The organism is Vogesella amnigena (genome assembly GCF_042648905.1).
Taxonomy (GTDB): Bacteria; Pseudomonadota; Gammaproteobacteria; order Burkholderiales; family Chromobacteriaceae; genus Vogesella; species Vogesella amnigena.
Genome location: NZ_JBHRYH010000002.1, coordinates 62,244 through 88,163, shown reverse-complemented (window position 1 = coordinate 88,163; position 25,920 = coordinate 62,244). Strand labels below are relative to the sequence as shown.

Genomic DNA, 25,920 nt, shown 5'->3' with positions numbered 1-25,920 from the left:
GTAACAGTCGCTCGCAATCGAAGTCAGGATGTTACCACTGCTATACTCGCCCTTGCCTTCCGCACGATCTGCTGCGCGTCGGCGATACTGCGTTGAAAACGTCTTCGGAATGCTCATTGACTGCATGTCAACTCCGCTTCCTCAGCCGTTTTCGCCTTGTCTCGCTCTAGCTCGCAAGATCGTGAAGTTAGCTGTATTGCGGAAGGCCCGTACGTCTTCGGGGCGGGGTGCAATTCCCCACCGGCGGTAAGGCTGCAAGGCCAAGCCCGCGAGCGCCTTCATGTGAAGGGTCAGCAGATCTGGTGCGAATCCAGAGCCGACGGTAACAGTCCGGATGAAAGAAGATGACGCCAGTTCCGCGCCATGCGCGGCTCTGTGTCTGCGCGCGCATTCCGCGTGGCGCAAGGTTGGCCGCAAGGCCGCCGCTTCCTGCCCGGTGACGTGTTTCTCAAACGCCGTACTTGAGGACCGTTCCCATGAATGCCAACACCGACATCCTTTCCCTGCGCATCCACAGCGCGCTCGACGCACTGCGCCGCGGCCTGCCGGTAATCGTCGCCGACGACCACGACCGCGAAAACGAAGCCGACCTGATCCTGGCCGCCGACGCGCTGAGCGTGGAAGAAATGGCGCGCATGATCCGCGACTGCAGCGGCATTGTCTGCCTGTGCCTGACCCCGGAACACGCCGCACGGCTGGAACTGCCGCCGATGGTGCCCAACAACGGCAGCCGCTACGGCACCGCCTTCACCGTCAGCATCGAGGCCGCCGAGGGCGTGAGCACCGGTGTTTCCGCCGCCGACCGCACCACCACCATCCGCGCCGCCATCAACCCGCAGGCAGTGCCCTCCGATCTGGCGCGCCCCGGCCATGTCTACCCGCTGATCGCCCGCGCCGGCGGTGTGCGCGAACGCCGTGGCCATACCGAATCAGCGGTGGATCTGGCGCGCCTGGCTGGTTTCAGCCCGGCCGGCGTGTTGTGCGAACTGATGAATCCGGACGGCAGCATGATGCGCGGCGCCGAGCTGGATGCCTACGCAGAACGCCACGGCCTGCCGCAACTGACCGTGGCCGAGCTGGTGGAATGGCTGGAGCGCAACGCGCATTGAGCTAGTGCGACCACCCGTAGCCCGGATAAGCGCAGCGCATCCGGGAAAGCACCGACTCGTCGTTCCCGGATGCGCTGCGCTTATCCGGGCTACCCACGACACATAGAGTCAGCCCGTAGGGTGGGCTAAGGCCAAGGGCCGTGCCCACCGACAAGATACTGGTGGGCACGCTGCGCTTTGCCCACCCTACGGCAATACAGCTACTTCGCCTTCTTGCCGCCGCCGTTGCCCGGCTTGAGGCGGATCGACACCCCGCCGCGGCCGCCACCGGCCTTGTACACCTCGAACCAGCCGGACTTCACCACCAGGTCGGAGAGCTTGGCAAAACCGTAATTGCGCGGGTCGAAGTCCGGCATCCATTGCCCCAGCAGGCTGCCCACGCCGCCCAGGTCGGCCCAGCCTTCCTCGTCGTCCATGCTCTCGATGCCCTTCTGGAACTGGGCACGCAGTTTTTTATCCAGTGGCCGCAACACCCGCGCCACTGGCTGCTGCCGGCTGCTGTCGGGAGCACCTTCCTTGCTGCCGGCCTCTTCCGCCTTGGCCACCTCGTCGGCCATGGCCAGCACTTCCACGTACACGAACTTGCTGCAAGCGTTGACGAAGGCGCCCGGCGTCTTCTCCTCGCCGAAGCCCCACACCTCCAGCCCGTCCTCGCGCAACCGGGTGGCCAGCCGCGAGAAGTCGCTGTCGCTGGAGACCAGGCAGAAGCTGTGGTAGCGCCCGGAGTGCAGCATGTCCATGGCGTCGATCACCAGGGTGATGTCGGAAGCGTTCTTGCCCTTGGTGTTGGGAAACTGCTGGATGGGGTGGATGGCGAAGCGCGCGCACAGCTCGCGCCAGGCCTTGTCGTGGCGGCTGAAGTCGCCATACACGCGCTTGAGCGCCAGCACACCCAGCTTGCCGGCCTCTTCCAGCACGTCCTCGATCCAGGCCGGCGACACATTGTCCGCGTCTATCAGTACCGCTACGTTTGGCATTGCGCCTCCTCAGGTATTAACGCCCACCGGCCACATCCAGCAAATGGCCGGTGGTAAACGATGCCGCGTCGGACAACAGCCACAGAATGGCAGCCGCCACTTCTTCCGGCTGGCCGCCGCGCTGCATCGGCACCGCGCTTTTCACGCGGTCAACACGGCCCGGCTCGCCGCCGTCGGCGTGCATCTCGGTGTAGATGAAGCCGGGGCGCACGCCGTTGACGCGCATGCCCTCGGCGGCTACTTCCCTGGCCAGGCCCATGGTCAGCGTGTCCAGTGCGCCCTTGCTGGCGGCGTAGTCCACGTATTCACCCGGCGAGCCCAGCCGCGCGGCGGCGGAGGAGACATTGACGATGCCGCCGCCCGGCCCGCCGTGGCGGGTGGACAGCCGCTTCACCGCCTCGCGGCAGCACAGCAGCGGGCCCAGCACATTGGTGGCCATGATGCGCTGCCAGCGCGCCATGCTCATTTCGTCTAGCCGCATCTGCTGCTCCAGCACGCCAGCGTTGTTCACCAGCGCCGACAGAGGCCCTAGCGCCGCTTCGCACTCGGCGAACATGCGCAGCACGTCCACTTCGTCCGCCACGTTGGCTGCAATCGCCACAGCCTTGCCGCCGGCGGCGCGGATGTCGGCCACCACCGCCTCGGCCGCAGCGTGGTTGTGGTGATAGTTCACCGCTACCGCCCAGCCCTGCTGCGCGGCCAACCTTGCGGTGGCAGCGCCGATGCCGCGGCTGGCGCCGGTGATCAGCAGCACCTTCCTCATGTTCAGCCCTTCATCAGGTTCTTCAGCGCCAGGCGCACGCCTTCGCTGACGGTAACCTCCGCCGGCAGACCCTTGGTGGCCGCGGCGGTCTCCTTCTCGTTGTAGCCCAGCGCCAGCAGCGCATTGACGATGTCGCTCTTTTCATCCGGCGTGGCGGCGAATGGCAGCCCGCCCGGCACGGTGAGGTTGCCGCCGGTGGCCAGCTTGCCGCGCAGTTCCAGCACCAGGCGCTCGGCGGTTTTCTTGCCGATGCCGGGCACCGACGACAGCCGCTTGATGTCCTCGCTGGCCACCGCGATGGCCAGCTCGTCGGCAGTCATGCCGGAGAGGATGGCCAGCGCGATCTTGGCGCCAATGCCGCTGACCTTGATCAGCTGGCGGAAGGTTTCGCGCTCGTCGCGGCTGGCAAAGCCGTACAGCAGGTGGGCGTCTTCGCGCACCACCAGGTGGGTGAACAGCGTCACCTTCTGCCCCAGCACCGGCAGCTGGTAGAAGGTGGTCATGGTCACATCCACGTCGTAGCCGATGCCGTTCACATCCACGGTGATTTGCGGCGGCAGTTTCTCGATCAGGTTGCCGGTGAGTCGTCCGATCATGCGCAGGGTCTTTCAGTCAGGAATACAGGGTCAGAATCAGCGCCATCAGCAGCGGGTACAGGTTGGCCGCAACAATGGTCTGGATGATGGCCGGGCGCAGCCGGGCCGGTTGCGCCGCATTGTGCCACAGCGTGGCGGCCGCCCGTGCCGACAGCCCCCACAGCGGCAAAGCCAGCAGCGCCTGCCACGGCAGCAGGGCAGCCACTACGCCGGCAGGCAGCAACAGCGCCGCCGTGCCGACCAGCAACACATAGCCGACGCGCGCCTGTTGCGGCGTCAGCCGCACCACCCAGTGGCGCTTGCCGGCCAATGCGTCGGCATCACGATCCGGAAACTGGTTGATGTACAGCAGCGCGGCGGCCAGCAGGCCGTAGGGCAAGGCCGCCGCCAGCAGCGGCAGCGACGGCGTGCCAGTGAGCAGTACCTGCGCGCCCAGCGGCAGCAGGGTGAAGCACAGCAGCACGCACACTTCCCCCCAGCCCCGGCTGTTCAGCCGCAGCGGCGGCGCCGAATAGCCCCAGCCCAGCAGCACACCCACCACACCGATGGCCAGCAGCCACGGGCCACTGCGCCACACCAGCAGCAGGCCGCCGGCAATCACCAGCGTGAACAGCCCCAGCGCCAGCCGCGCCATGTCGCGGCGGCTGAGCACCGCGTTCTGGATGAAGCGGCTGCCGCCGGTAAACGGAAACTGCCGCGCCGCGTTGGCCGCATCGCTGCCGTTGTCGTGGTCGGCCACGTCGTTGATCACGTTCACCGCCGCGTGGCACAGCAGCGCCAGCAACAAGGCCAGCAGCGCTTGCGGCCAAGCTTGCTGCCAGGCCGCGCCGCTGGCGGCAAAGCCAAGCACTACGCCACCCAGAGTAAGGGTCAGGAAGGCCGGGCGCGTGGCCAGCAGCCAGCGCGACGGGAGGACGGCCAGCGCGGCATAGGCCGGCTCGCCGGGGTGCAGAGAGGTGGATTTCATGGCTACGGTATACCGCAAAGCAGAGTGTTATGCACTCTACGCACAGCCACTAGAAACGCCAGCCGCCGTGCGCCCCCACCACCCCTGCCACGGCGGCAGCCAGCGTCAGCGCCAGCAGGCCCACATGCAGCCATTGCAGCAGGCGCATGCTGCCGGCCGGGTCACGCGCCGCGCGCTGCCGCAACCAGCGGTGGATGAATAGCGGCTCCAGCAGAAACAGCATCAGGAAGAACGGCAGCCAGGCGAGCAGCATCAGCTGCAGCCAGCCGGTATCCAGCAACCGCGCCCAACCGGCGGTGACGTGCAGCATCCACAGCCCGCTGCCCAGCGCCAGCAGCACCCATAGCCGCGCCTGGGCGCCAAAGCGGTGCTCCACGGTTTCGAACAGTGCGTACTGCTGCTGTGCCGGAATGTGGTGGCGGATGGCCGGAATCAGCACCACGGTGACAAAGGCGACGCCGCCCACCCACAGCAGGATGGCCAGCACGTGCAGGGCGCGGGCAATGGCGTAGTCGTTCCACATGGCAGGCTCCAATATTCTGATGGCAACAGTGTGGGCAACATCCTTGCGGCCAACCTTGGCCACGGGCAAGAAAACCAGCCGGCTACACCAGCCGCCCGCCGCGCACCTTCAGCCCCTGCAGCGCCAGCTTGCCCACCGCGCCGCTACTGTGGCTGGCATGGGTCAGCGCCACCGCCAGCGCGTCGGCGGCATCGGCCTGCGGCGTGCCGGACAGATTCAGCATGCGCACCACCATGTACTGCACCTGCTCCTTGGGGGCCTTGCCCTGCCCCACGACCGACTGCTTCACCTGTAGCGCGGTGTACTCGGCCACCGGCAGATCGCGCAGCACCAGCGCGGTCATGCAGGCGCCGCGGGCCTGGCCCAGCATCAGCGTGGCTGCAGGGTTGACGTTGACGAACACCTGTTCCAGCGCCGATTCGGTGGGCTGGTAGGTATCGATAACCTGGTGGATGCCGTGTACCAGCACCTTGACCCGCTCGGCGAGGGTGGCGCCCTGCGGGGTGCGGATGGCGCCGGAGGCCACGTAGTGGCGCTGGTTGCCGACAATGTCGATCACCCCGAAGCCGGTGATGCGGCTGCCTGGGTCGATGCCGAGGATGCGGCGCTTCACGCTTGCGGCCAACCCTTGGCGATGGCATCGGCCTCCGCCAGCCGCTCCACCGTGCCTACGTCCAGCCACAGGCCGTCGTGGCGCGCGCCGCTCACCTGGCCACGCGCCATGGCGGTGCGCAGCAGCGGTGCCAGCTTAGCCGGCTGCTGCGCCGGCGTGCTGGCGAACAGCGCCGGGTGGTACAGGCCGATACCGGAGAAGGTCAGGCCGATGCCGTCGGCGGCATTGGCCGACAGCCGGCCATCCGCCAGCAGGCCGAAGTCGCCACCCGGGTGATGGGCCGGGTTGGCCACCAGCAGCAGATGCGCCAGATGCTGCTTGCCATCCAGTGCCGCCAGGGTTGGCCGCAAGGCGGCGAAATCGACATCGGTCAGCACGTCGCCATTCACCACCAGGAACGGTGCTTCGCCCAGCAGTGGCAAGGCGGTGGCGATGCCGCCGGCAGTTTCCAGCGCCGTGGCTTCACGCGAGTAGGCCAGGCGCACGCCGTAGCGGCTGCCATCACCTAGCGCGGTTTCGATCTTCTCCCCCAGCCAGGCGTGGTTGATGACGATGTCGTCAAAGCCGGCAGCTGCCAGGCGCTGGATGTGCCAGGCGATCAGCGGCTGGCCGCCTACCGGCAGCAGCGGTTTTGGGGTGTGGTCGGTGAGCGGCCGCATGCGTTCGCCGCGGCCGGCGGCAAGGATCATCGCTTTCATCATGGTGTTTTCCTGCCACGAACCCCACGAAAGGCACGAAACACTGTCCGGCATCGGCTCTACCCTGCCTGGCGCAAAATTTCGTGTTATTTCGTGGTTTTCGTGGCCAATCGCCTTTACTGATCCGAGGACAGCTTGGTGGCACTGAACACCGACTGGATGCTGTCGTCGTTGTCGTCTTCGTCCAGCCCCACCAGCTCCACCAGCAGCTGGAACAGCGGCAGCAGCTCGCTGTAACGGCGAGTGGTCTTCTTCAGGTACTTGATGAAGCGCGGAATCTCGCCGCGGTATTTGTCCTTGCCGTCGCGGTGGTACAGGCGGGCGAAAATGCCGGCCACCTTGAGGTGGCGTTGCACACCCATCCACTCGAAATCGCGGTAGAAGTCGTCGATCTGCTCCGGCACCGGCAGGCCGGCGGCGCGTGCTTTCTCCCAGTAGCGCACCACCAGGTCGAGTACGAATTCCTCGTCCCAGCCGATGAAGGCGTCGCGCAGCAGCGACACCAGGTCGTAGCTGATCGGGCCGTACACCGCGTCCTGAAAGTCCAGCACGCCGGGGCGATCCGGGGTGAGCATCAGGTTGCGCACGATGAAGTCGCGGTGCACATACACCTTGGCCTGCGCCTCGATGCGCGGCAGCAGCACTTTCAGCGCCGCATCCCAGCGCTGGCGCTGGGCAAAGGTGAATGGCTTGCCCAGTTCCTTGGCGGCAAACCATTCCGGAAACAGGCTCACCTCGCGCATCAGCAGCGCATGGTCGTATTCCGGCAGCACACCCGGCTGGCTGATCTTCTGGATGTCGATCAGGGTATCGATGGCTTCCAGCAGCAGGTGCTTGTGCACCATCGGGCGCTCGTCGTGCTGCAGGGCGGCGAGGAAAGTGACCTTGCCCAGATCCTGCAGCAGCATGAAGCCCTGCTCGCGGTCGCGCAGCTCGATGGCCGGCACCTTGGCCGCAGGCGCCAGCACGTCGCGCACCGCCACGTAGGGGTCGGTATTCATCTTGTCCGGCGGCGCATCCATCACGATGCGGCTGCTGCCATCCGGAAAGATGGCGCGGAAATAACGGCGGAAATCGGCATCGGCGGCGGCGAATTCCACCGCGATATCCTGACCGGGAAACTGCGTGGCCAACCACGCCTTGAGGGCTTCGAGTCGCTGCATAGTCGCGTATATCGGCAAATTGGGTACAATGACGCGATTGTAACCCGCTTTGACCAGCCCCCACACTCACCGACAGGCTGATGTTATCCATGCGCTCCCGCTTTCGTCTTGCGCCGCTGTCCGCGGCCCTGCTGCCCTTGTTCCTCGCCCCTGTTGCCCTCGCGGAGACCTTGCCGCTGGGTTCGCTGCAGGTGGAGGCCGATACCATTTCCGGCCAGATGGAGCAGCAACTGCGCGCCACCGGCTCGGTGAAGGCCACCCGTGATGGCCAGCAGTTCGAGGCTGACTGGCTGGAATACTATGTAGACAAGCAACTGCTGCGCGCCGGTGACCGTGCGCGCATGCGCCAGCCGGATGGCGCGGTGGATGCCGACGCGCTAGAAGCCTACCTGGCCACAGACAGCGGCAGCGCCCGCAATGCCGACTTCGCCTTTGGCCACGACCGCCGCGTGCTGCGCGGCCATGCCGATGCACTGATCATGGAAGGCAAGAGCAAGTACCGTTTGCAAGGCACCCGCGCCAATACCTGCGAGCCGGGTGACGATTCCTGGTACCTTCGTGCCGGCAGCCTCGACCTGGACTATGGCCGCAATGTCGGCGTGGCGAAAAACGCCTGGGTGCAGTTCGAGGGGGTACCCATCCTGTACACGCCGTGGATGGATTTCCCGCTGGATGGCGGCCGCAAGAGCGGCCTGCTGTTCCCCACCATCACCACCGGCAGCGATGGCCTGCAGGTAGCAGTACCGTATTACTGGAACATCGCCCCCAACTACGATGCCACCATCACCCCGCGCTATATCGAACAGCGCGGCACCATGCTGGGACTGGAAGCCCGCTACCTGCAGCCGGGCTACCAGGGTCGGGTGTATACCGAACAGCTGCCGGGCGACAAGAAAGCCAATACCGATCGCCACATGTGGCAGCTGGAACACCAGCAGCAGCTGAACCAGCAACTGACCTTCGGGCTGGACGGCAGAATCGTGTCGGACCCGGACTACTACGACGACTTCGGCAACAGCACCGCCGCGGCCACCAGCAGCAACCTGCTGCGCCAGGCCTGGATGAACTACAACCCAGGCTGGGCCAGCTTCAATCTCAGCGCCTCGCGCTACCAGACCCTGGCTGGCGGCACCGAGCAATATGCGCGGGTACCCAAGCTGACCATTGCCAGCAGCCGGCAATTCGGCAGTTTCCGCGCCCAGCTGGAAAGTGAAACCACCCGCTTCGAACATCGCACGCTGCAGGATGGCTGGCGCAGTGTCGCCTACCCCAGCATCAGCTGGAGGCTGGACAAGCCGTGGGGCTTCCTGCTGGCCAAGGCCGGCCTGCATTACACCCATTATTCGCTGGATGCCTACAATGGCGCCGCGGCCAGCACCCACAACCGCACACTGCCGATCACCACGCTGGACAGCGGCCTGTTCTTCGAGCGCGACACCAGCTTCCAGGGCCGCGCCCTGACCCAGACGCTGGAGCCACGGCTGTACTTCGTCAACATCCCACGCGAAGACCAGAGCCAGCTGCCGAACTTCGATACTTCGGAAAACGATCTGAGCTTTGCCCAGCTGTTCAGCGAAAACCGCTTTTCCGGCTATGACCGCATCAATGCCGCCAAGCAGGTCACCGCCGCCGTCACCAGCCGCCTGCAGGATAACGAGAGCGGGCTGGAACGACTGCGCGTGGCCATCGGCCAGCGCTTCTATCTGAACGATGACGACATCACCCTCAGCGGCAGCACTGCCAGCCGCGAACAGAAGCGTTCCGACATTCTGTCCAGCGTGGGGGGCGACCTCTCCAGCGCGCTGCGGCTGGATGCCAGCTACCAGTACAACCAGGCGCTGAAAAAAACCGAGCGCTTCACCACCCAGCTGCGCTACAGTCCGGCCGCAGGCAAGACCCTGAGCGTGCGCTATCGCTTTGGCCGTAACGAACTGCTGGACAATGACGGCAACTACGGCCCGCTGCGCACCGTCGACATCGCCGGCCAGTGGCCGATTGCGCGCAACTGGTACCTGGTAGCGCGCCAGAACTACTCGCTGCAGGACAAGAAGGTGCTGCAGCGTCTGGCTGGCGTGGAGTACAACCAGGGTTGCTGGATCGTGCGCGTGGTGGGCGAACGCTATCTGACCGACGTCAGCCAGTACAAGAATGCCGTCTACCTGCAGCTGGAACTGAAAGACCTGAGCAGTCTCGGCAATAACCCCATGGAAACGCTGCGCCTGGCCATTCCGGGCTACAGCGATATCAACAACATTCCGGAGACAGAATGAAAAAGCTTCTCCTTGCAGCCAGCCTGCTTGCCGCCCTGTCCGCACCCAGCCATGCCGTCAGCACCGTTGACCGCATCGTTGCCGTGGTCAACAACAGCGTGATCACCCTGTCCGAACTGCAACAGCGCGAAGCGCTGGTCAGCGGCAACCTCAAGCGCCAGAACATCGAGCTGCCACCGGCGCAGCTGCTGTCGCGCCAGGTGCTGGATCAGATGATCAACGAACAGCTGCAGCTGCAGTACGCCAGCAAGAGCGGCATCCGTGTCGGCGAGCTGGAACTGGATAACGCGCTGCAAAACGTGGCACAGCAGAACAAGACCGACCTGCCGGGCCTGGGCAAACTGCTGGCACAAGATGGCATGACGCTGGAACAACTGCGCGATCAGCTGCGCCGCGACATGCTGCTGCAGCGTCTGCGGGAACAGGAAATCGCCAGCCGCGTCACGGTAAGCGACCAGGAAGTCGACCAGATCCTGAAGAGCACCAGCACGCTCAACACCACCGAATACCGGCTGGCGGTGATCCAGGTGAACGTACCGGAGCGTGCCGACAGTGTCGTGTTCGAGCAGCGCCGGCAGAAACTGCTGCAGGCCGCAGCCGAACTGAAGGCCGGCAAACCGTTCGCCCAGGTAGCCGCCAGCTACTCCGAGGCGCCGAACGCACTGCAGGGCGGCGACATGGGCTGGCGCAGCGCCAACTCACTGCCGTCCGATTTCTCGCAGATGCTGGACAAGCTGCCGCAAGGCGGCGTGACCGACATCGTGCGCACCAGCGGCAGCCTGTTCCTGTTCAAGCTGGTGGAAAAGCGCAACGACAAGGCTCCGCAGTTCGTACAGCAGTACAAGGTGCACCACATCCTGATCAAGACCAATGAAGCCACCTCGGAAACCGATGCCTACAACCGCATCCTGCAAGTGCAGGATCGCCTGAAGCGCGGCACCAAGTTCGAGGACCTGGCCAAGCAGTTCTCCGAGGATGGCACCGCGGCGCTGGGTGGTGATCTGGGCTGGCTGTCCGATGGCGATACCGTGCCGGACTTCGAGCGCACCTTCCATGCGCTGAAGGCTGGCGAAGTCAGCGAACCGGTGAAAACCCCGTTCGGCTGGCACATCCTGCGCCTGGACGAAGTGCGCAGCCAGAATGTCAGCGAGGAGCGCGAGCGCCTGGGGCTGAAACAGCAGCTGCGCCAGCGCAAGATGGAGCAGAGCTATACCGACTGGCTGGAGCAGCAACGCGCCGCCGCCTTCATCGATGATCGCCTGATCGAGAAATAAGGGCGCCTAGAAAAGCCCGGATTTTTAAGCGAGGCAAGGCGCGAACGAAAAATTTCGACGCAGCATATATTTGATATGTAAGGAGAAATTTTTCGTGAGCAACGCAGTATCGCGACGAAAGCTGGAGTTTTTCGAGGAGCCCATAAGGCATGACCGGAGCCAGCACCTGCCGGCTCCGTTGCTTTGTACTCCGCCATAGCACCTGCCATGAACCCTACCCTGCCCGTACTGGCCATCACCGCTGGCGAACCCGCCGGCATCGGCCCCGACATCGTGCTGCGCCTGGCCGAGCTGGCACTGCCTGCCCGCCTGGTGCTGATCGCCGACAAGCAGCTGCTGCAGCAGCGCGCCGCCGAGCTGCGGCTGAACGTGCAGCTGCAGGACTACCAGCCTGCGGCCAACCCTGCAGCGGGAACACTGGAAGTGCTGCACGTACCGTTGGCCGCGCCGGCCGTGGCCGGGCAGCTGGATGCGGCCAACGGCCGCTACGTGCTGGCCACGCTGGACGCCGCCATCGACGGCTGCGTGCGTGGCGAATTCGCCGCCATGGTCACCGCACCGGTGCACAAGGGGGTGATCAACGAGGCCGGCGTGCCGTTTTCCGGCCATACCGAGTACCTGGCCGAGCGCACCCATACCCCATTGGTGGTGATGATGCTGGCCGGCGGCGGCATGCGCGTGGCGCTGGCCACCACCCACCTGCCACTGCGAGCTGTGCCGGATGCCATCACCCGCGATGGCCTCAGCGCGGTTATCCGCATCCTGCATGCCGACCTCACGCACAAGTTCGGTCTGCCAGCGCCGCGCATCCTGGTGGCCGGCCTCAACCCGCATGCCGGCGAGGGCGGCCACATGGGGCGCGAGGAGATCGATGTCATCGAGCCGGTGCTGGCCGCGCTGCGGGCAGAAGGCATGAACCTGATCGGCCCGCTGCCGGCCGACACGCTGTTCAACCCGGACAAACTGGCCGGCGCCGACGCGGTGCTGGCGATGTACCACGACCAGGGCCTGCCAGTGCTCAAGCACGCCAGCTTTGGCACCGGCATCAACATTACCCTGGGCCTGCCCATCATCCGCACCTCGGTGGATCACGGCACCGCGCTGGATCTGGCCGGCAGCGGCCGCGCCGACCCCGGCAGCCTGTTCGAAGCCACCCAGCTGGCCCTGGCGCTGGCAGCCAGCCAGCGCAATTAAGCCTGTCGCTATCGGCGCCTTTTTTGTTGCAGCGCAGCAAAAAAGGCGCCGATCAGCACAAAGTCATATTCCCGGCCGCCGCACAAAAACCGTCAGCAACACTGGCAAACGCAGGCTGCAAGCCGCTTTGCGACCCGTTCTTGTAGTACCCCGACGACATTTGCCCAGAAATCCGCCATCCGGATCGTATGCAATCAACAATCTGCGAATAACCCTGACGCACGCGTCAATTTTCGCGACGCAGCATTTCAGCTACCATTGGCAACAGTTTTCAAATACTTGACGAAGTTCAGGGACAAAATGAGCACCACCACCCAGCAGCGGGTACGGGAAATTCCGTACAACTACACCTCGTATTCAGACCGCGAGATCATCATCCGGTTATTGGGCGAGCCGATGTGGCTTTTACTGGAAGAACTACGGGCAGAGCGGAAAACAGGCCGCTCTGCCCGTATGCTTTTCGAAGTGCTGGGCGATATCTGGGTGGTGGACCGCAACCCCTACCTGGTGGATGACCTGCTGGACAACCCGCAGCGTCTCACCGCCCTGGTCGGCGCCATGCGCCACCGCCTCACCGAAGTGGAAAAGCGCCGCGACGGCAATGACAAGGTTGGCCGCATGATCGCCGCCGCCCATGTGGCGGTGGACACCTTCGAACGGCAGTTCGGCGAAACCCGCGAACTGCGCGCCGCCATCCTCAAGCGTCTGGCCAAGATCACCCGCCGCGACAACATCATGTTCGACGGCCTGGCCCGCGTATCGCACGTGACCGACGCCACCGACTGGCGCGTCGAGTATCCATTTGTGGTGCTCAGCCCGGATACCGAGGCCGAGATCGCCCCGCTGGTGAAAGCCTGTATCGAGCTGAAGCTCACCATCATTCCGCGTGGCGGCGGCACCGGTTACACCGGCGGTGCCGTACCGCTGGATCGCCGCAGCGCGGTGATCAACACCGAGAAACTCGACCGCCACATTGGCGTGGAATACATCGCGCTGCCGGGACTGGAAGGCAAGCATGCCACCATCCAGTGCGGCGCCGGTGTGGTGACCGCCCGCGTATCGGAAGCCGCCAGCGCCGCCGGCCTGGTATTCGCGGTGGACCCGACTTCGGCCGAGGCCTCCTGTATCGGCGGCAACGTAGCGATGAACGCTGGCGGCAAGAAAGCCGTACTGTGGGGCACCGCGCTGGACAACCTGGCCAGCTGGAAGATGGTGGACCCGAACGGCAACTGGCTGTTCGTGGAACGCCTGAACCACAACTACGGCAAGATCCACGACGTGGACGTGGCCAGCTTCCGCGTTACCCGCCTGCAAGACGACGGCAAAACGGTGATCTCCAGTGAGCAGCTGGACATCCCGGGCCGCACCTTCCGCAAGGTGGGCCTGGGCAAGGATGTGACCGACAAATTCCTGGCCGGCCTGCCCGGCGTGCAGAAGGAAGGCACCGACGGCATCATCACCAGCGCGCGCTTCGTGCTGCACCGCATGCCCAGCCACATCCGCACCGTGTGCCTGGAATTCTTCGGCACCGTGGCCGAGGCCACCCCGGCCATCGTCGAGATCACCGACTACTTCAAGCCGGGCGGCGCCGGGCTGAATGCCGGTGTGCAACTGGCCGGTCTGGAACACCTGGACTGGCGCTACGTGCGTGCGGTGGGCTACGCCACCAAGGCCAAGTCCAAGGGCCGTCCGAAGATGGTGCTGATCGCCGACATCGTGTCGGACAACGAAAACGCCGTAGCCGAGGCCGCCAGCCAGGTGGTGCGCTACGCCAACGCCCGTCACGGTGAAGGCTTCATCGCCGTGACCCCGGACGCGCGCAAGAAATTCTGGCTGGACCGCTCGCGTACCGCCGCCATCGCCCGCCACACCAACGCCTTCAAGATCAACGAAGACGTGGTGATTCCGCTGGATCGCCTGGGCGACTACAGTGACGGCATCGAGCGCATCAACATCGAGCTGTCCATCGCCAGCAAGATCAAGCTGCTGGACCGCCTTACCGACTACTTCCACGGCCGCCTGCCGGTGGACAGCGAGGAAACCCTGTCTGCCGACGAGCTGATCGGCGACCGCCGCGAAACCGCGCTGGAGCTGATCGGCAAGGTGCGCGACCGCTGGCAGTGGCTGCTGGACAACCTGGACCTGCCGCTGGGCAGCTACACCGGCCGTTGGCCGCAAGCGCCGATGGAAGATGCTGCGGCCAACACTGAAGCCAGCGTGTTCATCGCCATGCGCGACTTCAAGCTGCGCGTGAGCTGGAAGCGCGAGCTGCTGGCCGAGCTGGAAAGCCTGTTCGCCGGCAAGGCCGACGCGCCGGTGATGGACGCCATTCGCAGCATTCAGCAGAAAGTGCTGCGTGGCCGCGCCTTCGTGGCACTGCACATGCACGCCGGTGACGGCAACGTGCACACCAACCTGCCGGTGAACTCCGACGACTACGAAATGCTGCAGACCGCGCACCGCGCGGTGGAGCGCATCATGGCGCTGGCACGCAGCCTGAACGGCGTGATCTCCGGCGAGCACGGCATCGGCATCACCAAGCTGGAATTCCTCTCCGACGACGAAATCCAGCCGTTCCGCGAATACAAGGCACGTGTCGACCCCAACGGTCACTTCAACAAGGGCAAGCTGCTGCCGGGTGCTGACCTTTCCATGGCCTACACCCCGTCGTTCTCGCTGCTGGGCGCAGAATCGCTGATTCTGGAGCAATCCGACATCGGCCAGATCTCCGACTCGGTGAAAGACTGCCTGCGCTGTGGCAAGTGCAAACCGGTGTGCTCCACCCACGTGCCGCGCGCCAACCTGCTGTACAGCCCGCGCAACAAGATCCTGGGCGTGGGCCTGCTCACCGAAGCCTTCCTGTACGAAGAGCAGACCCGCCGCGGTGTGAGCCTCAAGCACTTCGAGGAGCTGTCCGACGTGGCCGACCACTGCACGGTGTGCCACCGCTGCGTGAAGCCGTGCCCGGTGAAGATCGACTTCGGCGATGTGTCGGTGGCGATGCGCAACTTCCTGCGCAAGACCGGCAACAAGAAGTTCAATCCCGGCACCGCACTGGGCATGGCCTTCCTCACCGCCAAGGACCCAGCCACCATCAAGACCATCCGTGGCGGCCTGGTTGGCCTCGCCTACAAGGCGCAGCGCCTGGGCAACAGCATCGGCAAGAAGCTGGGCGTCACCGGCGCGCAGACCGCGCAACCGCCAGCCACCCTGGGCAAACCGCCGATCAAGGCGCAGGTGATCCACTTCATCAACAAGCCGATGCCGGGCGGGCTGCCGAAGAAAACCGCGCGCGCGCTGCTGGACGTGGAAGACGCCAGCGTGATCCCGGTGATCCGCAACCCGCAGCTGAGCGAAGAAGCCGAAGCGGTGTTCTACTTCCCGGGCTGCGGCTCGGAGCGCCTGTTCAGCCAGGTTGGCCTCGCCACCCAGGCGATGCTGTGGCACGTGGGCACCCAGACCGTGCTGCCGCCGGGCTACCTGTGCTGCGGCTACCCGCAGACCAGCGCCGGCTACCAGGACAAGGGCGACGCCATCACCACCGAGAACCGCGTGCTGTTCCACCGTATGGCCAACACGCTGAACTACCTCGACATCAAGACCGTGGTGGTGAGCTGTGGCACCTGTTACGACCAGCTGGCGAACTACCGCTTCGAGGATATCTTCCCTGGCTGTCGCATCATCGACATCCACGAATACCTGATGGAGAAGGGCCTGAAGCTGGACGGCGTCAGCGGTCAGAAATACATGTACCACGACCCCTGCCACACCCCGATCAAGGCCTACCAGCCGATGAAGGTGGTGAACGAGCTGCTGGGCGGCGGCGTGATCCAGAACGACCGCTGCTGCGGCGAATCCGGTACCTTTGCCGCCACCCGCCCGGACATCGCCACCCAGGTGCGCTTCCGCAAGGAAGAGGAGATCAACAAGGATCTGGCCAAGCTCGGCGACACCGACAAGCCGGTGAAGATCCTCACCTCCTGCCCGTCCTGCCTGCAGGGTCTGAGCCGCTACAGCGACGACACCAACACCGAGGCCGACTACATCGTGGTGGAAATGGCCAAGCACATCCTGGGCGACAACTGGATGAAGGATTACGTGGAGAAGGCGCGCAACGGCGGCATCGAACGCGTGCTGCTGTAAACCGTCACGCCATGTGAACAAGGTTGGCCGCAAGCCTGGTAACAGGCTGGCGGCCAAGCTTTTTTGTGCTTGACCTTGTCGTAACGCTAACGTCGACACTACCCTGCATTAGCCATCCACCCGCGCTACCAACATGCTTACCATAGGCCAGCTCGCCCGCTGCTTCGGGCTGACAACCCGCACCCTGCGCCACTACGATGCCATCGGCCTGCTTGGCCCCGGACATACCGGCCACGACAATGGCTACCGCTACTACCAGCCACAGCATGTACAGCGGCTTGCTCGCATCGTATGGCTGCGCAGCCTGGGACTGTCGCTTCCCGAGATCGGCAGCCTGCTGCATGACGATACCTGGCAGGACAGTGCACAACTCCGCCAGGCCCTGAGCCGGCATGCACGGCTCTTACAGTCGGAAATCGATACCCGCCAGCGCCAGCTGAGCAAGCTGGCGCACTTTCTGGAACATCCCGCACGGAGTCAAACCACCATGCAAACCCCTTCCCTGGTTACCCGCCCCGCCTTTCGCGTCATCGGCATGCAATGGCAACAGGCCGATGGCGGCACCATCGCCCAACTGTGGACCCGCTTCGTGCCGCGCATCCCGGAAATCCAGAATGTGCAGTCGGCCAACAGCTACGGCGTGTGCGATGCCCACCCGGACGGCAGCTGGCGCTACATCGCCGGGCTGGAAGTCGCCGCCGATACCCCCGTGCCTGCCGGCATGGTGGCCATCGACATCCCGGCGCAGCACTACGCGGTAGTGGAGCACCACGGCCCGGTGCAGGGGCTGCCGGATACCTTCAGTGCTGCCTATACCGAATGGTTGCCGGAAGCCGGACTGGTGGCAGTGCCCGGCATCGAGTTCGAGCTGGTGGACGCCCGCTTCCTGGGGCCGGATCACCCGGACAGCGTGGTCGAGCTGTACATCCCGGTAAACATGGACGCCACCGACGACGATGCCTGACAGGCATTACTCGTAGCCCGGATAAGCCGCAGGCGCATCCGGGGCGCCACCTCACTCCACATTCGCCAGCCCAACTCGTAGGGCGGATGCCCGCAAGGGCGATCCGCCATGCTGCGGCCAACCCTTGATCGGCGGATCGCCCCGATGTATCGGGGCATCCGCCCTACCACCCGCAGTTGCCTTCCCGCCCCAAATCAAGTTATCTTGGTACATATGTACCACATGAAATGACGGGGTTCACCATGCCCGAACAAGCAGCTATCGCAGTGGAACGCATCCAGACCGGGGTGCGGCTGGAGAAACGGCTGGTCAAGGTGCTGAAGGCGCTGGCCGAGCACAAGGACATGACGTTGGGTGACCTGCTGGAAGGCATCGTGCTGCACGCCTTCGACGGCAAGCAGCCGTTCTCGCCGGAAACCCTGGCCACCATCGCCCAGCTCAAGGCCATCTACGGCCTGGACCTGGACGCCGAAGCCAGCCACCGCCTGCAGGATCGCAAGGGAGAGTGAGCCCGTCGTTTGCCGCTGACATGCCATGCCGCACGCCATGGGGCGCTGCGGTGTACCCGTTTTTTTGGAAAGGGCACACATGTTCCAGGCACTACAGCAACACCTCAGCGGCGAATTCACCCTGCCGCTGGACATCGACACCGTCTATCCGCTGTTCACCCCTGCCGGCGAAACGCTGTGGGTACCGGACTGGCAACCGCAGTACTTCCATCCTGCCGATGGCCACACCAGCGCTGGCATGGTGTTCAGTACCGGCCACGGCGGAGAGACCACGCTGTGGACGCTGGCGGATTACGACCCCGCCAGCTACCGCTACCGCTATGTGCGGGTCACCCCCGGCTCGCGCTTCGTGCAGGTGGCGGTTCAGTGCCAAGCGCTGGATGCGGCCAACACCCGGGTCTGCGTCAGCTACACCCTCACCGGGCTCAGCGAGGCCGGTAACGCCGCCATCCGCGAGTTTGCTGCCGGCTACGACGCCATGCTGACCGAATGGCGCAGCCTGATCCTGGCCTGGCGCGACAAAGCCTGCTAACTCGCACCTAGGGTTGGCCGCAAGCGTCCCGTCCCTGGCCGGAACGCGGCTGTTGCGGCCAGTAGCTTTGCTGCTAGCATACCGCCTCCCCGGTCGGCTACCGCCGGCCGGTCCCACCGGAGACTGCCATGAGCAACACCGCCCTGCTTGTCATCGATTTCCAGTACGGCCTGATCGACATGGAACCGCGCGCCACGCGCGGCGCCGAAACCCTGGCCACCCTCAACCAGCTGATCGACCACGCCCGCAACTGCGGCCACCGGGTGGTGTTCATCCAGCACGTGGCCGACGACCTGCCGCGTGGCAGCGTGGAGTGGCAGCTGCATCCCGGCCTGCACCGCCAGCCGGGCGACCCGGTGATCGAGAAAACCGCCTGCGACAGCTTTCTCGACACCAGCCTGCGCCAGTACCTGGACAGCGAGGAGATCGAGAACCTGTGGGTGGGCGGTTATGCCAGCGATTTCTGCGTCGATACCACCGTGCGTCGCGCCGCCTCGCTGGGCTACGCGGTGACAGTGGTGGCAGATGCCCACACCTGCAAGAACCGCCCGCATGCCAGCGGCGAGACGCTGGTGGCACACCTGAACTGGCTGTGGACCAATATGGACGTACCGGGCAACCCGATCCGCGTACTGCCGCTGACCGCGCTGCAAGACGGTGACGATGAAGCCTGACTGGCGCCCCCGCCTTGCGCTGCTGGTCGATCTGGCCGTCAACCTGCTGCTGCCGTGGCTGGTCTACGACCAGACCGTGGCCGGCTGGGGCGAGTACGGCGCGCTGCTGTGGTCGGCGCTGCCACCTACGCTGTGGAGTTTTTGGGAGCTGTACCGCCACCGTCGGCTGGATGCCATGAGCGTGCTGGTACTGGTCGGCATCGCGCTGTCGCTGCTGGCCATGCTGGGCGACGGCGATAGCCGCTGGCTGCTGGTACGCGAATCGCTGGTAACCGGCGCTATAGGCATGCTGTTCCTGCTGAGCCTGCTGTGGCGCCAACCGCTGATCAGCCGGCTGGCTCTGGCCGCAGCGGCGCGGCAGTCGCCGCAACAGCGCGAAGCCTTGCAGACCCGGCTGGGACTGCCGGCAATGCAGCGGGTGATGCGCGGCATGACCCTGCTGTGGAGCGGCGGCCTGCTGGCGGAATGTGCCAGCCGCATCTGGCTGGCCTTCCACTGGCCAGTCGCCCGCGCCGTAGCCATCGGGCCATGGATCAGCTACGGCATCATGGCACTGCTGGCGGCAGCTACCTGGCTGTGGCGGCGCCGCTTGCAGCGCCAGCAGCTGCACGCAGCCTGAAAGCAATAAAGCTTGGCCGCGGCCAAGCTTTATTCAGCAACCAGCAGCGCCATGCCCCAGGCCGTGCAATGCCAGCGCGGCTTGCCGTCTTGTGACTCCACCACACCTCGCTTCACCCTCTGCGGCCAGTCACCAACCATAACGGCAAGCAGGCAATTTCCGCCGACAATTGTTGCCGTTTCCAAACCAGGCGCGGCCACTGACACCATTGTGTCCACCGCGCCAATGCATCTAGCAGCATCTGTCGCTATCGAAACTGCGAAGCATCATGGTCAATAGCGATCATTCTGCTGATTTTCAGCATCAAAGTTCTACAAACTGCAGTCACCTATTGCTATGGCATGGCAAGTGCTGATTGCGATCACCAAACCTGACTTCGCAATGACATATGCATTTGCACTACCATCACCGCCAGCTGTCAGCACATCATCATCCAGATACCGCTGGCAGTAAGCGGTGGTGAGGAAGTGGTACATCATGCCGCCATGTCAGCTGCGCAGTGCCAGGACGCACCACCTCAACCGAAGGTGTTGAATCGCCGCCTGGCGGCAACAGGAGCACAGCATGAAATTCCCATTCCCCTCCAGCAGTGACAATAGCGCGCAGCAACACAGCCAGTGGGAGCCTGCGTCACAACCACTCACAGGCATCACGCTGCGGCCAACGGGGGCGGCCTCCTCTGTCGACCCGGCATTTGCCTATATCGTGTCACCGGTAGCGTACACACCAGCCGCCCTGCACAAGGCGCGGCAAAGCTGGATTTCCCGTGATGCCCATGCCAGCCAGCCGGCGGCGGAAGCCTTGCTGCACTTTTTCATGCACGGTTTGCAGGCGGTGTTGCTGGATTTGCATACCACATGCCATGACCGTGATGCCCCCCGCTACCTGGCCAGCGGGGAACAACTCCACGCAGCCTGCGACTGCCATCTGCAGCACGTGCTATTGGCGATCCATCACATGAAAGTGCAGGTATACGATCAGGAGCGAGCCGACGGCACCCCGGCCGCGGACATCGTGGACAGACTGATCGTCAATATGGATAGCCTACCGGCTAGTACCAGAAAGCAGCTTTGCTGGGACAACCTTGCCTACCCTGACTAGGTAGCAGCTTTTTCCAGCGGATCGGAGATGCCAGCGCCCGGTGCATCGCGGCCAGGGGCTGGCAGATACTGCCGGCGGATCATTCTGCCTGCGGCTTTAGCCTGCATCCAGCACCGGCTCGCCGGCAATCACCGAGGCATCGACGATGCGGCCAGCCACCACGCGGTAGATCATGGTCATGCGCATGTGGCCACGCCCTTCGGGGAAGTTGCGGGTCACGATCTCGTCGTCGATCACCACCTCGCCTAGCACCACGCGCTGGCGCAGCTCGGCATGCAGATCGGGCTCGGTAAAGCGCAGGGCCATGCGCTCGCGCAGCGCGGCATGGCCGCTGGCCACCAGCGTGGCCGGGTAGACATACATGCTGGCATCGTCGGCATAGCAGGCCAGCAGCGCGTCAAGATCCTTACGGTTGTAGGCGTCCAGCTGTGCGGCCACCACTTGTTCCGGGGTCTGCATCTCAATGCTCCAGGTGGGCGGCGGCGCGGGCGCGGATGGTGGCGAAATCTTCATCCAGCAGCAGCTTGCCGTTCTCCCACACCACGCGCATCTGCAGGTCGGCATCACTGACCCGCTCCAGGGTATTCAGCCCCCAGCTACTGCGGCTGTTGCGCGCCGCCACCACGCGCCCGCCCAGCGAACGTTTGCCGGGGTCGGTCACCGGGTCCTTGAACACATCGCGCCATTCGCCGGCTATGCGGATGGCCGAGCATTTCAGCGCCATCTTGTGGGTGTCGCGATCCAGCTTCTGCAGCAGTTCCGCCCCCATGCCGAAGGCCACGTTGTCGGCGCTATAGCCGAGCTTGGCCAGTCGCGACAGGATGGCTTCGATGCTGGCCAGGTTCACGCCGTCGCCCTGGATCACCCGCACGTGGTTGAGAACGCGGTAGCCCTTGCTGTTGACGGTAGTGCCGAAGCTTGCGGCCAACCGGTCGATCACCTCGGCCACCACCTGCACCGGCTCGCCGGAATCGGGACGGATCACCACGGTTGCGCCGCTGTCGATGACCTGCTGACGCAGGCGCTCGCCCCACAGCTCGCTTACCGCATGGAACACGTCGTAGCTATCGCTGACCACGGCCAGGATGGCACCGGGCTTGGCGAACTGCGACAGCATATTGGCAAAGGCATCCCCCTCGTGCGGGCGGCCCCAGGCGGTAATGGTGGAATGCTCCGCCGCCGGAATCGAGTAACCAGCGCAGGGCTCGTGGTAGTAGCGCCGCGCCGCCGCCACCGCGGCCAGGGTGTCGGTACCCATGAAGTTGACCAGATGCGCCATGCCGCCGATCTGCGCGCTCTCGTAGCTGGAAACGCCGCGCGCGCCAAAGTCGTGCAACTTGAACGGCAGCCCCTCCAGGCTGTCGGCGGTCTGCGCCAGGTAGCGGCGGATGATCTCCTTGGCGCGGAAGCTGCGCGTGGCCACGCTGATCGGGTACCAGCTGCGCAGCAGCGCGGTCTCCAGGAACGACACCACCCAGAACAGCTCCGGGTCGGTGGATTCGATGGTGATCATCGGGATGCCGGTGGGCACTAGCTCGCCCTCGGCCACCGCGCGGATGCGTACCGGCCAGTAGCCGCCGTGCAGGCTGAGAATGCGCTCGAAGCCGGCACGGTTGAACGGCACGCCGTGCAGCGCCACCAGCGCCTCCGCCTCGTCGATGTCCGCAGCGCACAGCGGCTGGCTGAAGTACTGCTTCAGCAGCGCCTGCAGGCCGAAAAACAGCACGTGCGAAGCAGTACCACCGCGAGCGGCGACATAGGAATACATGCCGTCGGTGCCGGGGGGGTACTGCTTCCAGTGGCTGAGCTTGTAGGAATCGGTATTGAGGATGGGATTGAAGGCCATGTCAGTTCACGTGCGCGTCACAATGCGCCCTAGCATACGCCGGGGTACTGCCACTGTCATGGCGGCGAACAGCCGGTACGGACGCAGCAGCCCCCCAGCTTGGCCGCATGCGCCTGGCGGCCAGCGTGCTACGCCACCTCCACCTGCAGGCTTTCCTCCTGCCAATACAGGCGTACCGTGGCGGGGCTGCCGGCATGCTGCGCCTGCCACTGCAGCAGCGCCTGCGATACCGCCGGCAGCAGTTGGCGGTTGAGCAGGTGGTCCAGGCTGCGGGCGCCGGCATCCGGCGCGCTGCAGGCTGCCACCAGCTGATCGCGCACCGCCGGCTCGCATACCAGCTCGGCCCCGTAGTGTGTCGCCAGCCGCTTTGCCACCTTGGCCAGCTTCAGTTCCAGTATCGACAGCAGTCCGGCTGCGTCCAGCGGGCGGAACAGCAGCGTCTGGAAGCGGGCGAACAGCGCGGCCTGGAAATGCGCCACCAGCTGCGGCCGCACGGCGGCATCCATTTCGGCATAGCTGGGCACTTGTTCAGCTTCGTGCAGCTCCAGCAACGCATCCGCCCCCAGGTTGGAGGTCATCATGATCACGGTATTGCGGAAGTCGATCTCACGGCCTTCGCCATCACGCATGAAACCACGGTCGAACACCTGGTAGAACAGGTTGAGCACATCGCGATGCGCCTTTTCCGCCTCATCCAGCAACACAATGGAGTACGGGTGCTGGCGCACCGCCTCGGTAAGCACCCCGCCCTGGCCGTAGCCGACATAGCCCGGCGGCGAGCCCTTGAGCTGCGATACGGTGTGCGCCTCCTGGTATTCCGACAGGTTGATGGTGATTAGCGCGCGCTCGCCGCCGAACAGCGCCTCGGCCAGCGCATGCGCGGTTTCGGTCTTGCCCACGCCGGACGGGCCGGTGAGCAGGAACACGCCGGTAGGGCCATCGCTGGTATTCAGCCCGGTACGGGCGCTGCGCAGGCTTGCGGCCAACTGTGCAATCGCCTCGCTCTGACCGATCACTCGTGCCCCCAGGTGGGACTCCAACTCCAGCAAGCCGGTTTGCTCGTCCTTGCGCAACGAGGCCAGCGGGATGCCAGTCCAGTCCGCCACCACTTGCGCAATCGCCGTGGCATCCACCTCCGGGTACACCAAGGCACCGTGCTGCTGCCAGGCCTCGGCCAACTGGCTGCGCAGCGCCTCGCGCTGCTCTGCGGCCAACTCCTCGCCTTGCAAGGTCAGTACCAGTTCCAGCTGGCTGGCATGGGCGGCGGTCTGTGCGGCCAGCGCCTGCTCGCAGGTCTCGGCCTGCTGTTGCAGATCGGCCAGCCGGGCGTCCAGCTGCGGCACACCGCGCGCGATGTCGGCCTGCAACGCGGCAATCTCGGTCGCCAGCCCGGCCTGCCGCGCGCGCAGTTGCTCGATGGCGGCAGGCGGCGCATCCAGGCTTACCTTCACCCGCGCCGCGGCGGTATCCAGCAGGTCCACCGCCTTGTCCGGCAGCTGACGGCCGCTGATGTAACGCCGCGACAGCTGTACCGCCGCCACCACCGCATCGTCACGCACGTGTACACCGTGGTGACTGGCATAGCGCTGCTGCAGACCGCGCAGCATCAGGCAGGCCCCAGCATCGTCCGGCTCGTCTACCTTTACCGGCTGGAAGCGGCGCTCCAGTGCGGCATCACGCTCGAAATACTGCTTGTACTCGGACCAGGTAGTGGCGGCGATGGTGCGCAGCTCGCCACGCGCCAGCGCCGGCTTGAGCAGGTTGGCCGCATCGGCGCCGCCGGCGCTATTGCCGGCCCCCACCAGGGTATGCGCCTCATCGATAAACAGCAGGATCGGCACGGTGGAAGCCTGTACCGCCTCGATCACCTGCTTCAGCCGCTGCTCGAATTCGCCTTTCACCCCGGCACCGGCCTGCAACAGGCCGAGGTCCAGCACCCGCAGCTGCACCGGTTGCAAGCTGGACGGTACCTCACCGGCCACGATCTTCAGCGCCAAGCCTTCCACCAGCGCGGTCTTGCCCACGCCTGGCTCGCCCACCAGGATGGGGTTGTTCTTGCGCCGCCGCGCCAGGATGTCGACCATCTGCCGGATCTCGGTTTCACGGCAGAATACCGGGTCCAGCTGCCCGTCGCGTGCCTTTTGGGTGAGGTCGGTGGTAAAGCGCCCCAGCACGCCATCGCCGCGCTCGGCGGCACGTGGCGAGCTCGGCGCAGTACCAGCTCCTGTGGCAGCAGCTGGTGCGCTGCTTTCTGCCGGCGTGTAGTCTGCTGCATCGCTATCCAGCTGTGCGGTGGACGACTCGCAGGAAATTTCGTCCAGCTGCGCGCGCCGTGCCTCGATCTGCACCGGCGCCAGCGTCAACAGCGGCCAGGCATCCGGCACTGGCAGCAGGTGCGGGGCGCCCCGCAGCGCCTGCAGCAAATGCAGCGAACGGATCGGCCCGCCCCCTGCCTGCAGCGATGCCAGCATCCAGGCTTCTTCCAGCCATTCACTCAGGGTCGACGACAAGCCCGGCTTGCCACGCAGGCCATGCGGCAGACGATCCAGCGCCGCCAGCAAGCCTTCCCATAATGTGTCCATGTCGAAATCGTAGCTGCGCAGCAGGATGGGCAGGTCGCCATCGCCTGGCTCCAGCAGCTTGATCAGCCAGTGCACCGGGGTGATATCGGTATGGGCACGGGTTTGCGCCAGGCTGGCAGCGGCTTCCAGCGCACGGGCACAGTAGGGATTGAGTTGACGCAGCAGGCGGGCGGGGTCGCGAACAGGCATGGGAACGATCCAGAAAATGGGCAAGCGATAAGCAGAATTGCCTGCCTGGCGGCAGGCAGGAAACGGGGCCACCCAGCGGTATGCGCCGCCGGGCGGCAGCGGCCTTAGCGACCTTCGTTCCAGCTATCGGAGTGAATGATGTTGCCGTCCTTGTAGGCCCAGGTGATCTTCTCGTAACGCATCTCCACTTTTTCCAGGTGGTTGTACTTGTCCTTCAGCGGGTCCTTGATGTTGTGCATCACCGGCGAAACCGCCACAACCTTGACGTTGTCGAGCTTGGTGTTGAAGTACTCCACCTCGTTGCCGGCGTCGTCGATCTTGTACCACTTGATCTCCACGCCCTTCAGTGTCTGGCCGCTGGTTACCGCCTTGTACAGATAGGGCGAGGAAGCATCGGTTTCCTTGTAGAACACCAGCGGGTCATGCACGCGGGTACCGGTGAGCTTGCCGGTATTGCCATCGGTGGGAATGTGCACGCTGTGATCCAGCGCCAGCACCTCGACACTGCCTTCACGGCTCTGGATGGTGACGGAACCCTTGATATCGGCACCGCCATCGTCTTTCAGCCACATGTATGCGGGAATCGCCATGTCATTACTCCTGGTTTATGGCCT

The 25,920-nt window shown here is 64.8% G+C and carries 23 protein-coding genes and 1 riboswitch; of the genes, 11 read left to right on the top strand and 12 right to left on the bottom strand.

The annotated features are described in order from the left end of the window. Positions 1-209: 209 nt before the first annotated feature. A riboswitch (FMN riboswitch) is annotated at positions 210-350 on the top strand. A gap of 126 nt (positions 351-476) precedes the next feature. Then, positions 477-1,109, top strand: a complete 633-nt coding sequence (gene ribB, locus ACFOKJ_RS00810; protein WP_390276081.1) for a 3,4-dihydroxy-2-butanone-4-phosphate synthase — start codon at positions 477-479, stop codon at positions 1,107-1,109. A 200-nt stretch (positions 1,110-1,309) separates the two neighbouring features. Here the strand turns inward: ribB and ACFOKJ_RS00805 are convergent, their stop codons facing one another. The 8 genes from ACFOKJ_RS00805 to amgK all read right to left on the bottom strand — a co-directional run bounded on the left by ACFOKJ_RS00805 (position 1,310) and on the right by amgK (position 7,409). Beyond that, on the bottom strand, positions 1,310-2,086 hold the full coding sequence (locus ACFOKJ_RS00805; RefSeq protein ID WP_390276080.1) for an NYN domain-containing protein: 777 nt from the start codon (positions 2,084-2,086) through the stop codon (positions 1,310-1,312). 16 nt (positions 2,087-2,102) lie between these two features. Beyond that, entirely contained in the window at positions 2,103-2,849 is a 747-nt protein-coding gene (locus ACFOKJ_RS00800; RefSeq protein ID WP_390276079.1) for an SDR family oxidoreductase, read from the bottom strand. A gap of 2 nt (positions 2,850-2,851) precedes the next feature. Next, the gene (ruvA, locus tag ACFOKJ_RS00795; RefSeq protein WP_390276078.1) at positions 2,852-3,445 is read right to left on the bottom strand and encodes a Holliday junction branch migration protein RuvA; all 594 of its coding nucleotides are present in this window, start codon (positions 3,443-3,445) and stop codon (positions 2,852-2,854) included. Between the two features lie 16 nt (positions 3,446-3,461). Then, complete coding sequence (locus ACFOKJ_RS00790; RefSeq protein WP_390276077.1) at positions 3,462-4,412, bottom strand: prenyltransferase; 951 nt, start codon at positions 4,410-4,412, stop codon at positions 3,462-3,464. A gap of 49 nt (positions 4,413-4,461) precedes the next feature. Next, positions 4,462-4,935 carry a hypothetical protein gene (locus ACFOKJ_RS00785; protein ID WP_390276076.1) on the bottom strand — a complete coding sequence of 158 codons (474 nt, stop codon included), beginning with the start codon at positions 4,933-4,935 and terminating at the stop codon, positions 4,462-4,464. Between the two features lie 82 nt (positions 4,936-5,017). Next, positions 5,018-5,548: a crossover junction endodeoxyribonuclease RuvC gene (ruvC, locus tag ACFOKJ_RS00780; RefSeq protein ID WP_390276075.1), complete on the bottom strand. Its 531-nt coding sequence runs from the start codon at positions 5,546-5,548 to the stop codon at positions 5,018-5,020. Beyond that, positions 5,545-6,246, bottom strand: coding sequence for an N-acetylmuramate alpha-1-phosphate uridylyltransferase MurU (gene murU / locus ACFOKJ_RS00775; protein ID WP_390276255.1), 702 nt, complete (start codon positions 6,244-6,246; stop codon positions 5,545-5,547). The genes ruvC and murU overlap by 4 nt, the downstream gene beginning before the upstream one ends. A 116-nt stretch (positions 6,247-6,362) precedes the next feature. Further along, the gene (gene amgK / locus ACFOKJ_RS00770; protein WP_390276074.1) at positions 6,363-7,409 is read right to left on the bottom strand and encodes an N-acetylmuramate/N-acetylglucosamine kinase AmgK; all 1,047 of its coding nucleotides are present in this window, start codon (positions 7,407-7,409) and stop codon (positions 6,363-6,365) included. A gap of 89 nt (positions 7,410-7,498) precedes the next feature. Here amgK and ACFOKJ_RS00765 point away from each other — a divergent pair, with 89 nt between their 5' ends. The 10 genes from ACFOKJ_RS00765 to ACFOKJ_RS00720 all read left to right on the top strand — a co-directional run bounded on the left by ACFOKJ_RS00765 (position 7,499) and on the right by ACFOKJ_RS00720 (position 20,689). Continuing rightward, positions 7,499-9,679, top strand: a complete 2,181-nt coding sequence (locus tag ACFOKJ_RS00765) for an LPS-assembly protein LptD (protein WP_390276073.1) — start codon at positions 7,499-7,501, stop codon at positions 9,677-9,679. Beyond that, positions 9,676-10,953: a peptidylprolyl isomerase gene (locus tag ACFOKJ_RS00760; protein WP_390276072.1), complete on the top strand. Its 1,278-nt coding sequence runs from the start codon at positions 9,676-9,678 to the stop codon at positions 10,951-10,953. Before ACFOKJ_RS00765 ends, ACFOKJ_RS00760 begins: the two co-directional genes overlap by 4 nt. A 207-nt stretch (positions 10,954-11,160) precedes the next feature. After that, a complete protein-coding gene (pdxA, locus tag ACFOKJ_RS00755) occupies positions 11,161-12,147 on the top strand; it encodes a 4-hydroxythreonine-4-phosphate dehydrogenase PdxA (RefSeq protein WP_390276071.1) in 987 nt (328 codons plus the stop codon). Positions 12,148-12,447: 300 nt separating this feature from the next. Continuing rightward, positions 12,448-16,290, top strand: coding sequence for a DUF3683 domain-containing protein (locus ACFOKJ_RS00750; protein WP_390276070.1), 3,843 nt, complete (start codon positions 12,448-12,450; stop codon positions 16,288-16,290). A 133-nt stretch (positions 16,291-16,423) separates the two neighbouring features. Further along, on the top strand, positions 16,424-17,254 hold the full coding sequence (locus ACFOKJ_RS00745) for a MerR family transcriptional regulator (protein WP_390276069.1): 831 nt from the start codon (positions 16,424-16,426) through the stop codon (positions 17,252-17,254). A 242-nt stretch (positions 17,255-17,496) separates the two neighbouring features. Beyond that, entirely contained in the window at positions 17,497-17,763 is a 267-nt protein-coding gene (locus tag ACFOKJ_RS00740; protein WP_390276068.1) for a hypothetical protein, read from the top strand. Between the two features lie 79 nt (positions 17,764-17,842). Then, positions 17,843-18,295, top strand: coding sequence for an SRPBCC family protein (locus tag ACFOKJ_RS00735; protein WP_390276067.1), 453 nt, complete (start codon positions 17,843-17,845; stop codon positions 18,293-18,295). A 128-nt stretch (positions 18,296-18,423) separates the two neighbouring features. Beyond that, the gene (locus tag ACFOKJ_RS00730) at positions 18,424-18,969 is read left to right on the top strand and encodes a cysteine hydrolase family protein (RefSeq protein ID WP_390276066.1); all 546 of its coding nucleotides are present in this window, start codon (positions 18,424-18,426) and stop codon (positions 18,967-18,969) included. Further along, positions 18,959-19,588, top strand: coding sequence for a VC0807 family protein (locus tag ACFOKJ_RS00725; protein WP_390276065.1), 630 nt, complete (start codon positions 18,959-18,961; stop codon positions 19,586-19,588). The genes ACFOKJ_RS00730 and ACFOKJ_RS00725 overlap by 11 nt, the downstream gene beginning before the upstream one ends. Positions 19,589-20,152: 564 nt before the next feature. Beyond that, on the top strand, positions 20,153-20,689 hold the full coding sequence (locus ACFOKJ_RS00720) for a hypothetical protein (protein ID WP_390276064.1): 537 nt from the start codon (positions 20,153-20,155) through the stop codon (positions 20,687-20,689). 96 nt (positions 20,690-20,785) lie between these two features. Here the strand turns inward: ACFOKJ_RS00720 and ACFOKJ_RS00715 are convergent, their stop codons facing one another. The 4 genes from ACFOKJ_RS00715 to ACFOKJ_RS00700 form a co-directional block, all read right to left on the bottom strand. Further along, positions 20,786-21,148 carry a nuclear transport factor 2 family protein gene (locus tag ACFOKJ_RS00715; protein ID WP_390276063.1) on the bottom strand — a complete coding sequence of 121 codons (363 nt, stop codon included), beginning with the start codon at positions 21,146-21,148 and terminating at the stop codon, positions 20,786-20,788. A 1-nt stretch (position 21,149) separates the two neighbouring features. After that, positions 21,150-22,535, bottom strand: coding sequence for a nicotinate phosphoribosyltransferase (locus ACFOKJ_RS00710; RefSeq protein ID WP_390276062.1), 1,386 nt, complete (start codon positions 22,533-22,535; stop codon positions 21,150-21,152). 128 nt (positions 22,536-22,663) lie between these two features. After that, entirely contained in the window at positions 22,664-25,306 is a 2,643-nt protein-coding gene (gene tssH, locus ACFOKJ_RS00705) for a type VI secretion system ATPase TssH (RefSeq protein WP_390276061.1), read from the bottom strand. A gap of 104 nt (positions 25,307-25,410) precedes the next feature. Next, the gene (locus ACFOKJ_RS00700; protein WP_390276060.1) at positions 25,411-25,896 is read right to left on the bottom strand and encodes an Hcp family type VI secretion system effector; all 486 of its coding nucleotides are present in this window, start codon (positions 25,894-25,896) and stop codon (positions 25,411-25,413) included. Positions 25,897-25,920: the final 24 nt, after the last annotated feature.

What these genes read in the sequence shown, in the direction of transcription:
- ACFOKJ_RS00710 (WP_390276062.1), bottom strand. Translation starts at nt 22,535, where the DNA reads ATGGCCTTCAATCCCATCCTCAATACCGATTCCTACAAGCTCAGCCAC.
- ACFOKJ_RS00765 (WP_390276073.1), top strand. Translation starts at nt 7,499, where the DNA reads ATGCGCTCCCGCTTTCGTCTTGCGCCGCTGTCCGCGGCCCTGCTGCCC.
- ACFOKJ_RS00725 (WP_390276065.1), top strand. Translation starts at nt 18,959, where the DNA reads ATGAAGCCTGACTGGCGCCCCCGCCTTGCGCTGCTGGTCGATCTGGCC.
- ACFOKJ_RS00715 (WP_390276063.1), bottom strand. Translation starts at nt 21,148, where the DNA reads ATGCAGACCCCGGAACAAGTGGTGGCCGCACAGCTGGACGCCTACAAC.
- ACFOKJ_RS00700 (WP_390276060.1), bottom strand. Translation starts at nt 25,896, where the DNA reads ATGGCGATTCCCGCATACATGTGGCTGAAAGACGATGGCGGTGCCGAT.
- ACFOKJ_RS00735 (WP_390276067.1), top strand. Translation starts at nt 17,843, where the DNA reads ATGTTCCAGGCACTACAGCAACACCTCAGCGGCGAATTCACCCTGCCG.
- ACFOKJ_RS00730 (WP_390276066.1), top strand. Translation starts at nt 18,424, where the DNA reads ATGAGCAACACCGCCCTGCTTGTCATCGATTTCCAGTACGGCCTGATC.
- ACFOKJ_RS00790 (WP_390276077.1), bottom strand. Translation starts at nt 4,412, where the DNA reads ATGAAATCCACCTCTCTGCACCCCGGCGAGCCGGCCTATGCCGCGCTG.
- ruvA (WP_390276078.1), bottom strand. Translation starts at nt 3,445, where the DNA reads ATGATCGGACGACTCACCGGCAACCTGATCGAGAAACTGCCGCCGCAA.
- ACFOKJ_RS00745 (WP_390276069.1), top strand. Translation starts at nt 16,424, where the DNA reads ATGCTTACCATAGGCCAGCTCGCCCGCTGCTTCGGGCTGACAACCCGC.
- ACFOKJ_RS00750 (WP_390276070.1), top strand. Translation starts at nt 12,448, where the DNA reads ATGAGCACCACCACCCAGCAGCGGGTACGGGAAATTCCGTACAACTAC.
- tssH (WP_390276061.1), bottom strand. Translation starts at nt 25,306, where the DNA reads ATGCCTGTTCGCGACCCCGCCCGCCTGCTGCGTCAACTCAATCCCTAC.
- ACFOKJ_RS00785 (WP_390276076.1), bottom strand. Translation starts at nt 4,935, where the DNA reads ATGTGGAACGACTACGCCATTGCCCGCGCCCTGCACGTGCTGGCCATC.
- ACFOKJ_RS00720 (WP_390276064.1), top strand. Translation starts at nt 20,153, where the DNA reads ATGAAATTCCCATTCCCCTCCAGCAGTGACAATAGCGCGCAGCAACAC.
- pdxA (WP_390276071.1), top strand. Translation starts at nt 11,161, where the DNA reads ATGAACCCTACCCTGCCCGTACTGGCCATCACCGCTGGCGAACCCGCC.
- amgK (WP_390276074.1), bottom strand. Translation starts at nt 7,409, where the DNA reads ATGCAGCGACTCGAAGCCCTCAAGGCGTGGTTGGCCACGCAGTTTCCC.
- ACFOKJ_RS00760 (WP_390276072.1), top strand. Translation starts at nt 9,676, where the DNA reads ATGAAAAAGCTTCTCCTTGCAGCCAGCCTGCTTGCCGCCCTGTCCGCA.
- ACFOKJ_RS00740 (WP_390276068.1), top strand. Translation starts at nt 17,497, where the DNA reads ATGCCCGAACAAGCAGCTATCGCAGTGGAACGCATCCAGACCGGGGTG.
- ribB (WP_390276081.1), top strand. Translation starts at nt 477, where the DNA reads ATGAATGCCAACACCGACATCCTTTCCCTGCGCATCCACAGCGCGCTC.
- ACFOKJ_RS00800 (WP_390276079.1), bottom strand. Translation starts at nt 2,849, where the DNA reads ATGAGGAAGGTGCTGCTGATCACCGGCGCCAGCCGCGGCATCGGCGCT.
- ACFOKJ_RS00805 (WP_390276080.1), bottom strand. Translation starts at nt 2,086, where the DNA reads ATGCCAAACGTAGCGGTACTGATAGACGCGGACAATGTGTCGCCGGCC.
- murU (WP_390276255.1), bottom strand. Translation starts at nt 6,246, where the DNA reads ATGAAAGCGATGATCCTTGCCGCCGGCCGCGGCGAACGCATGCGGCCG.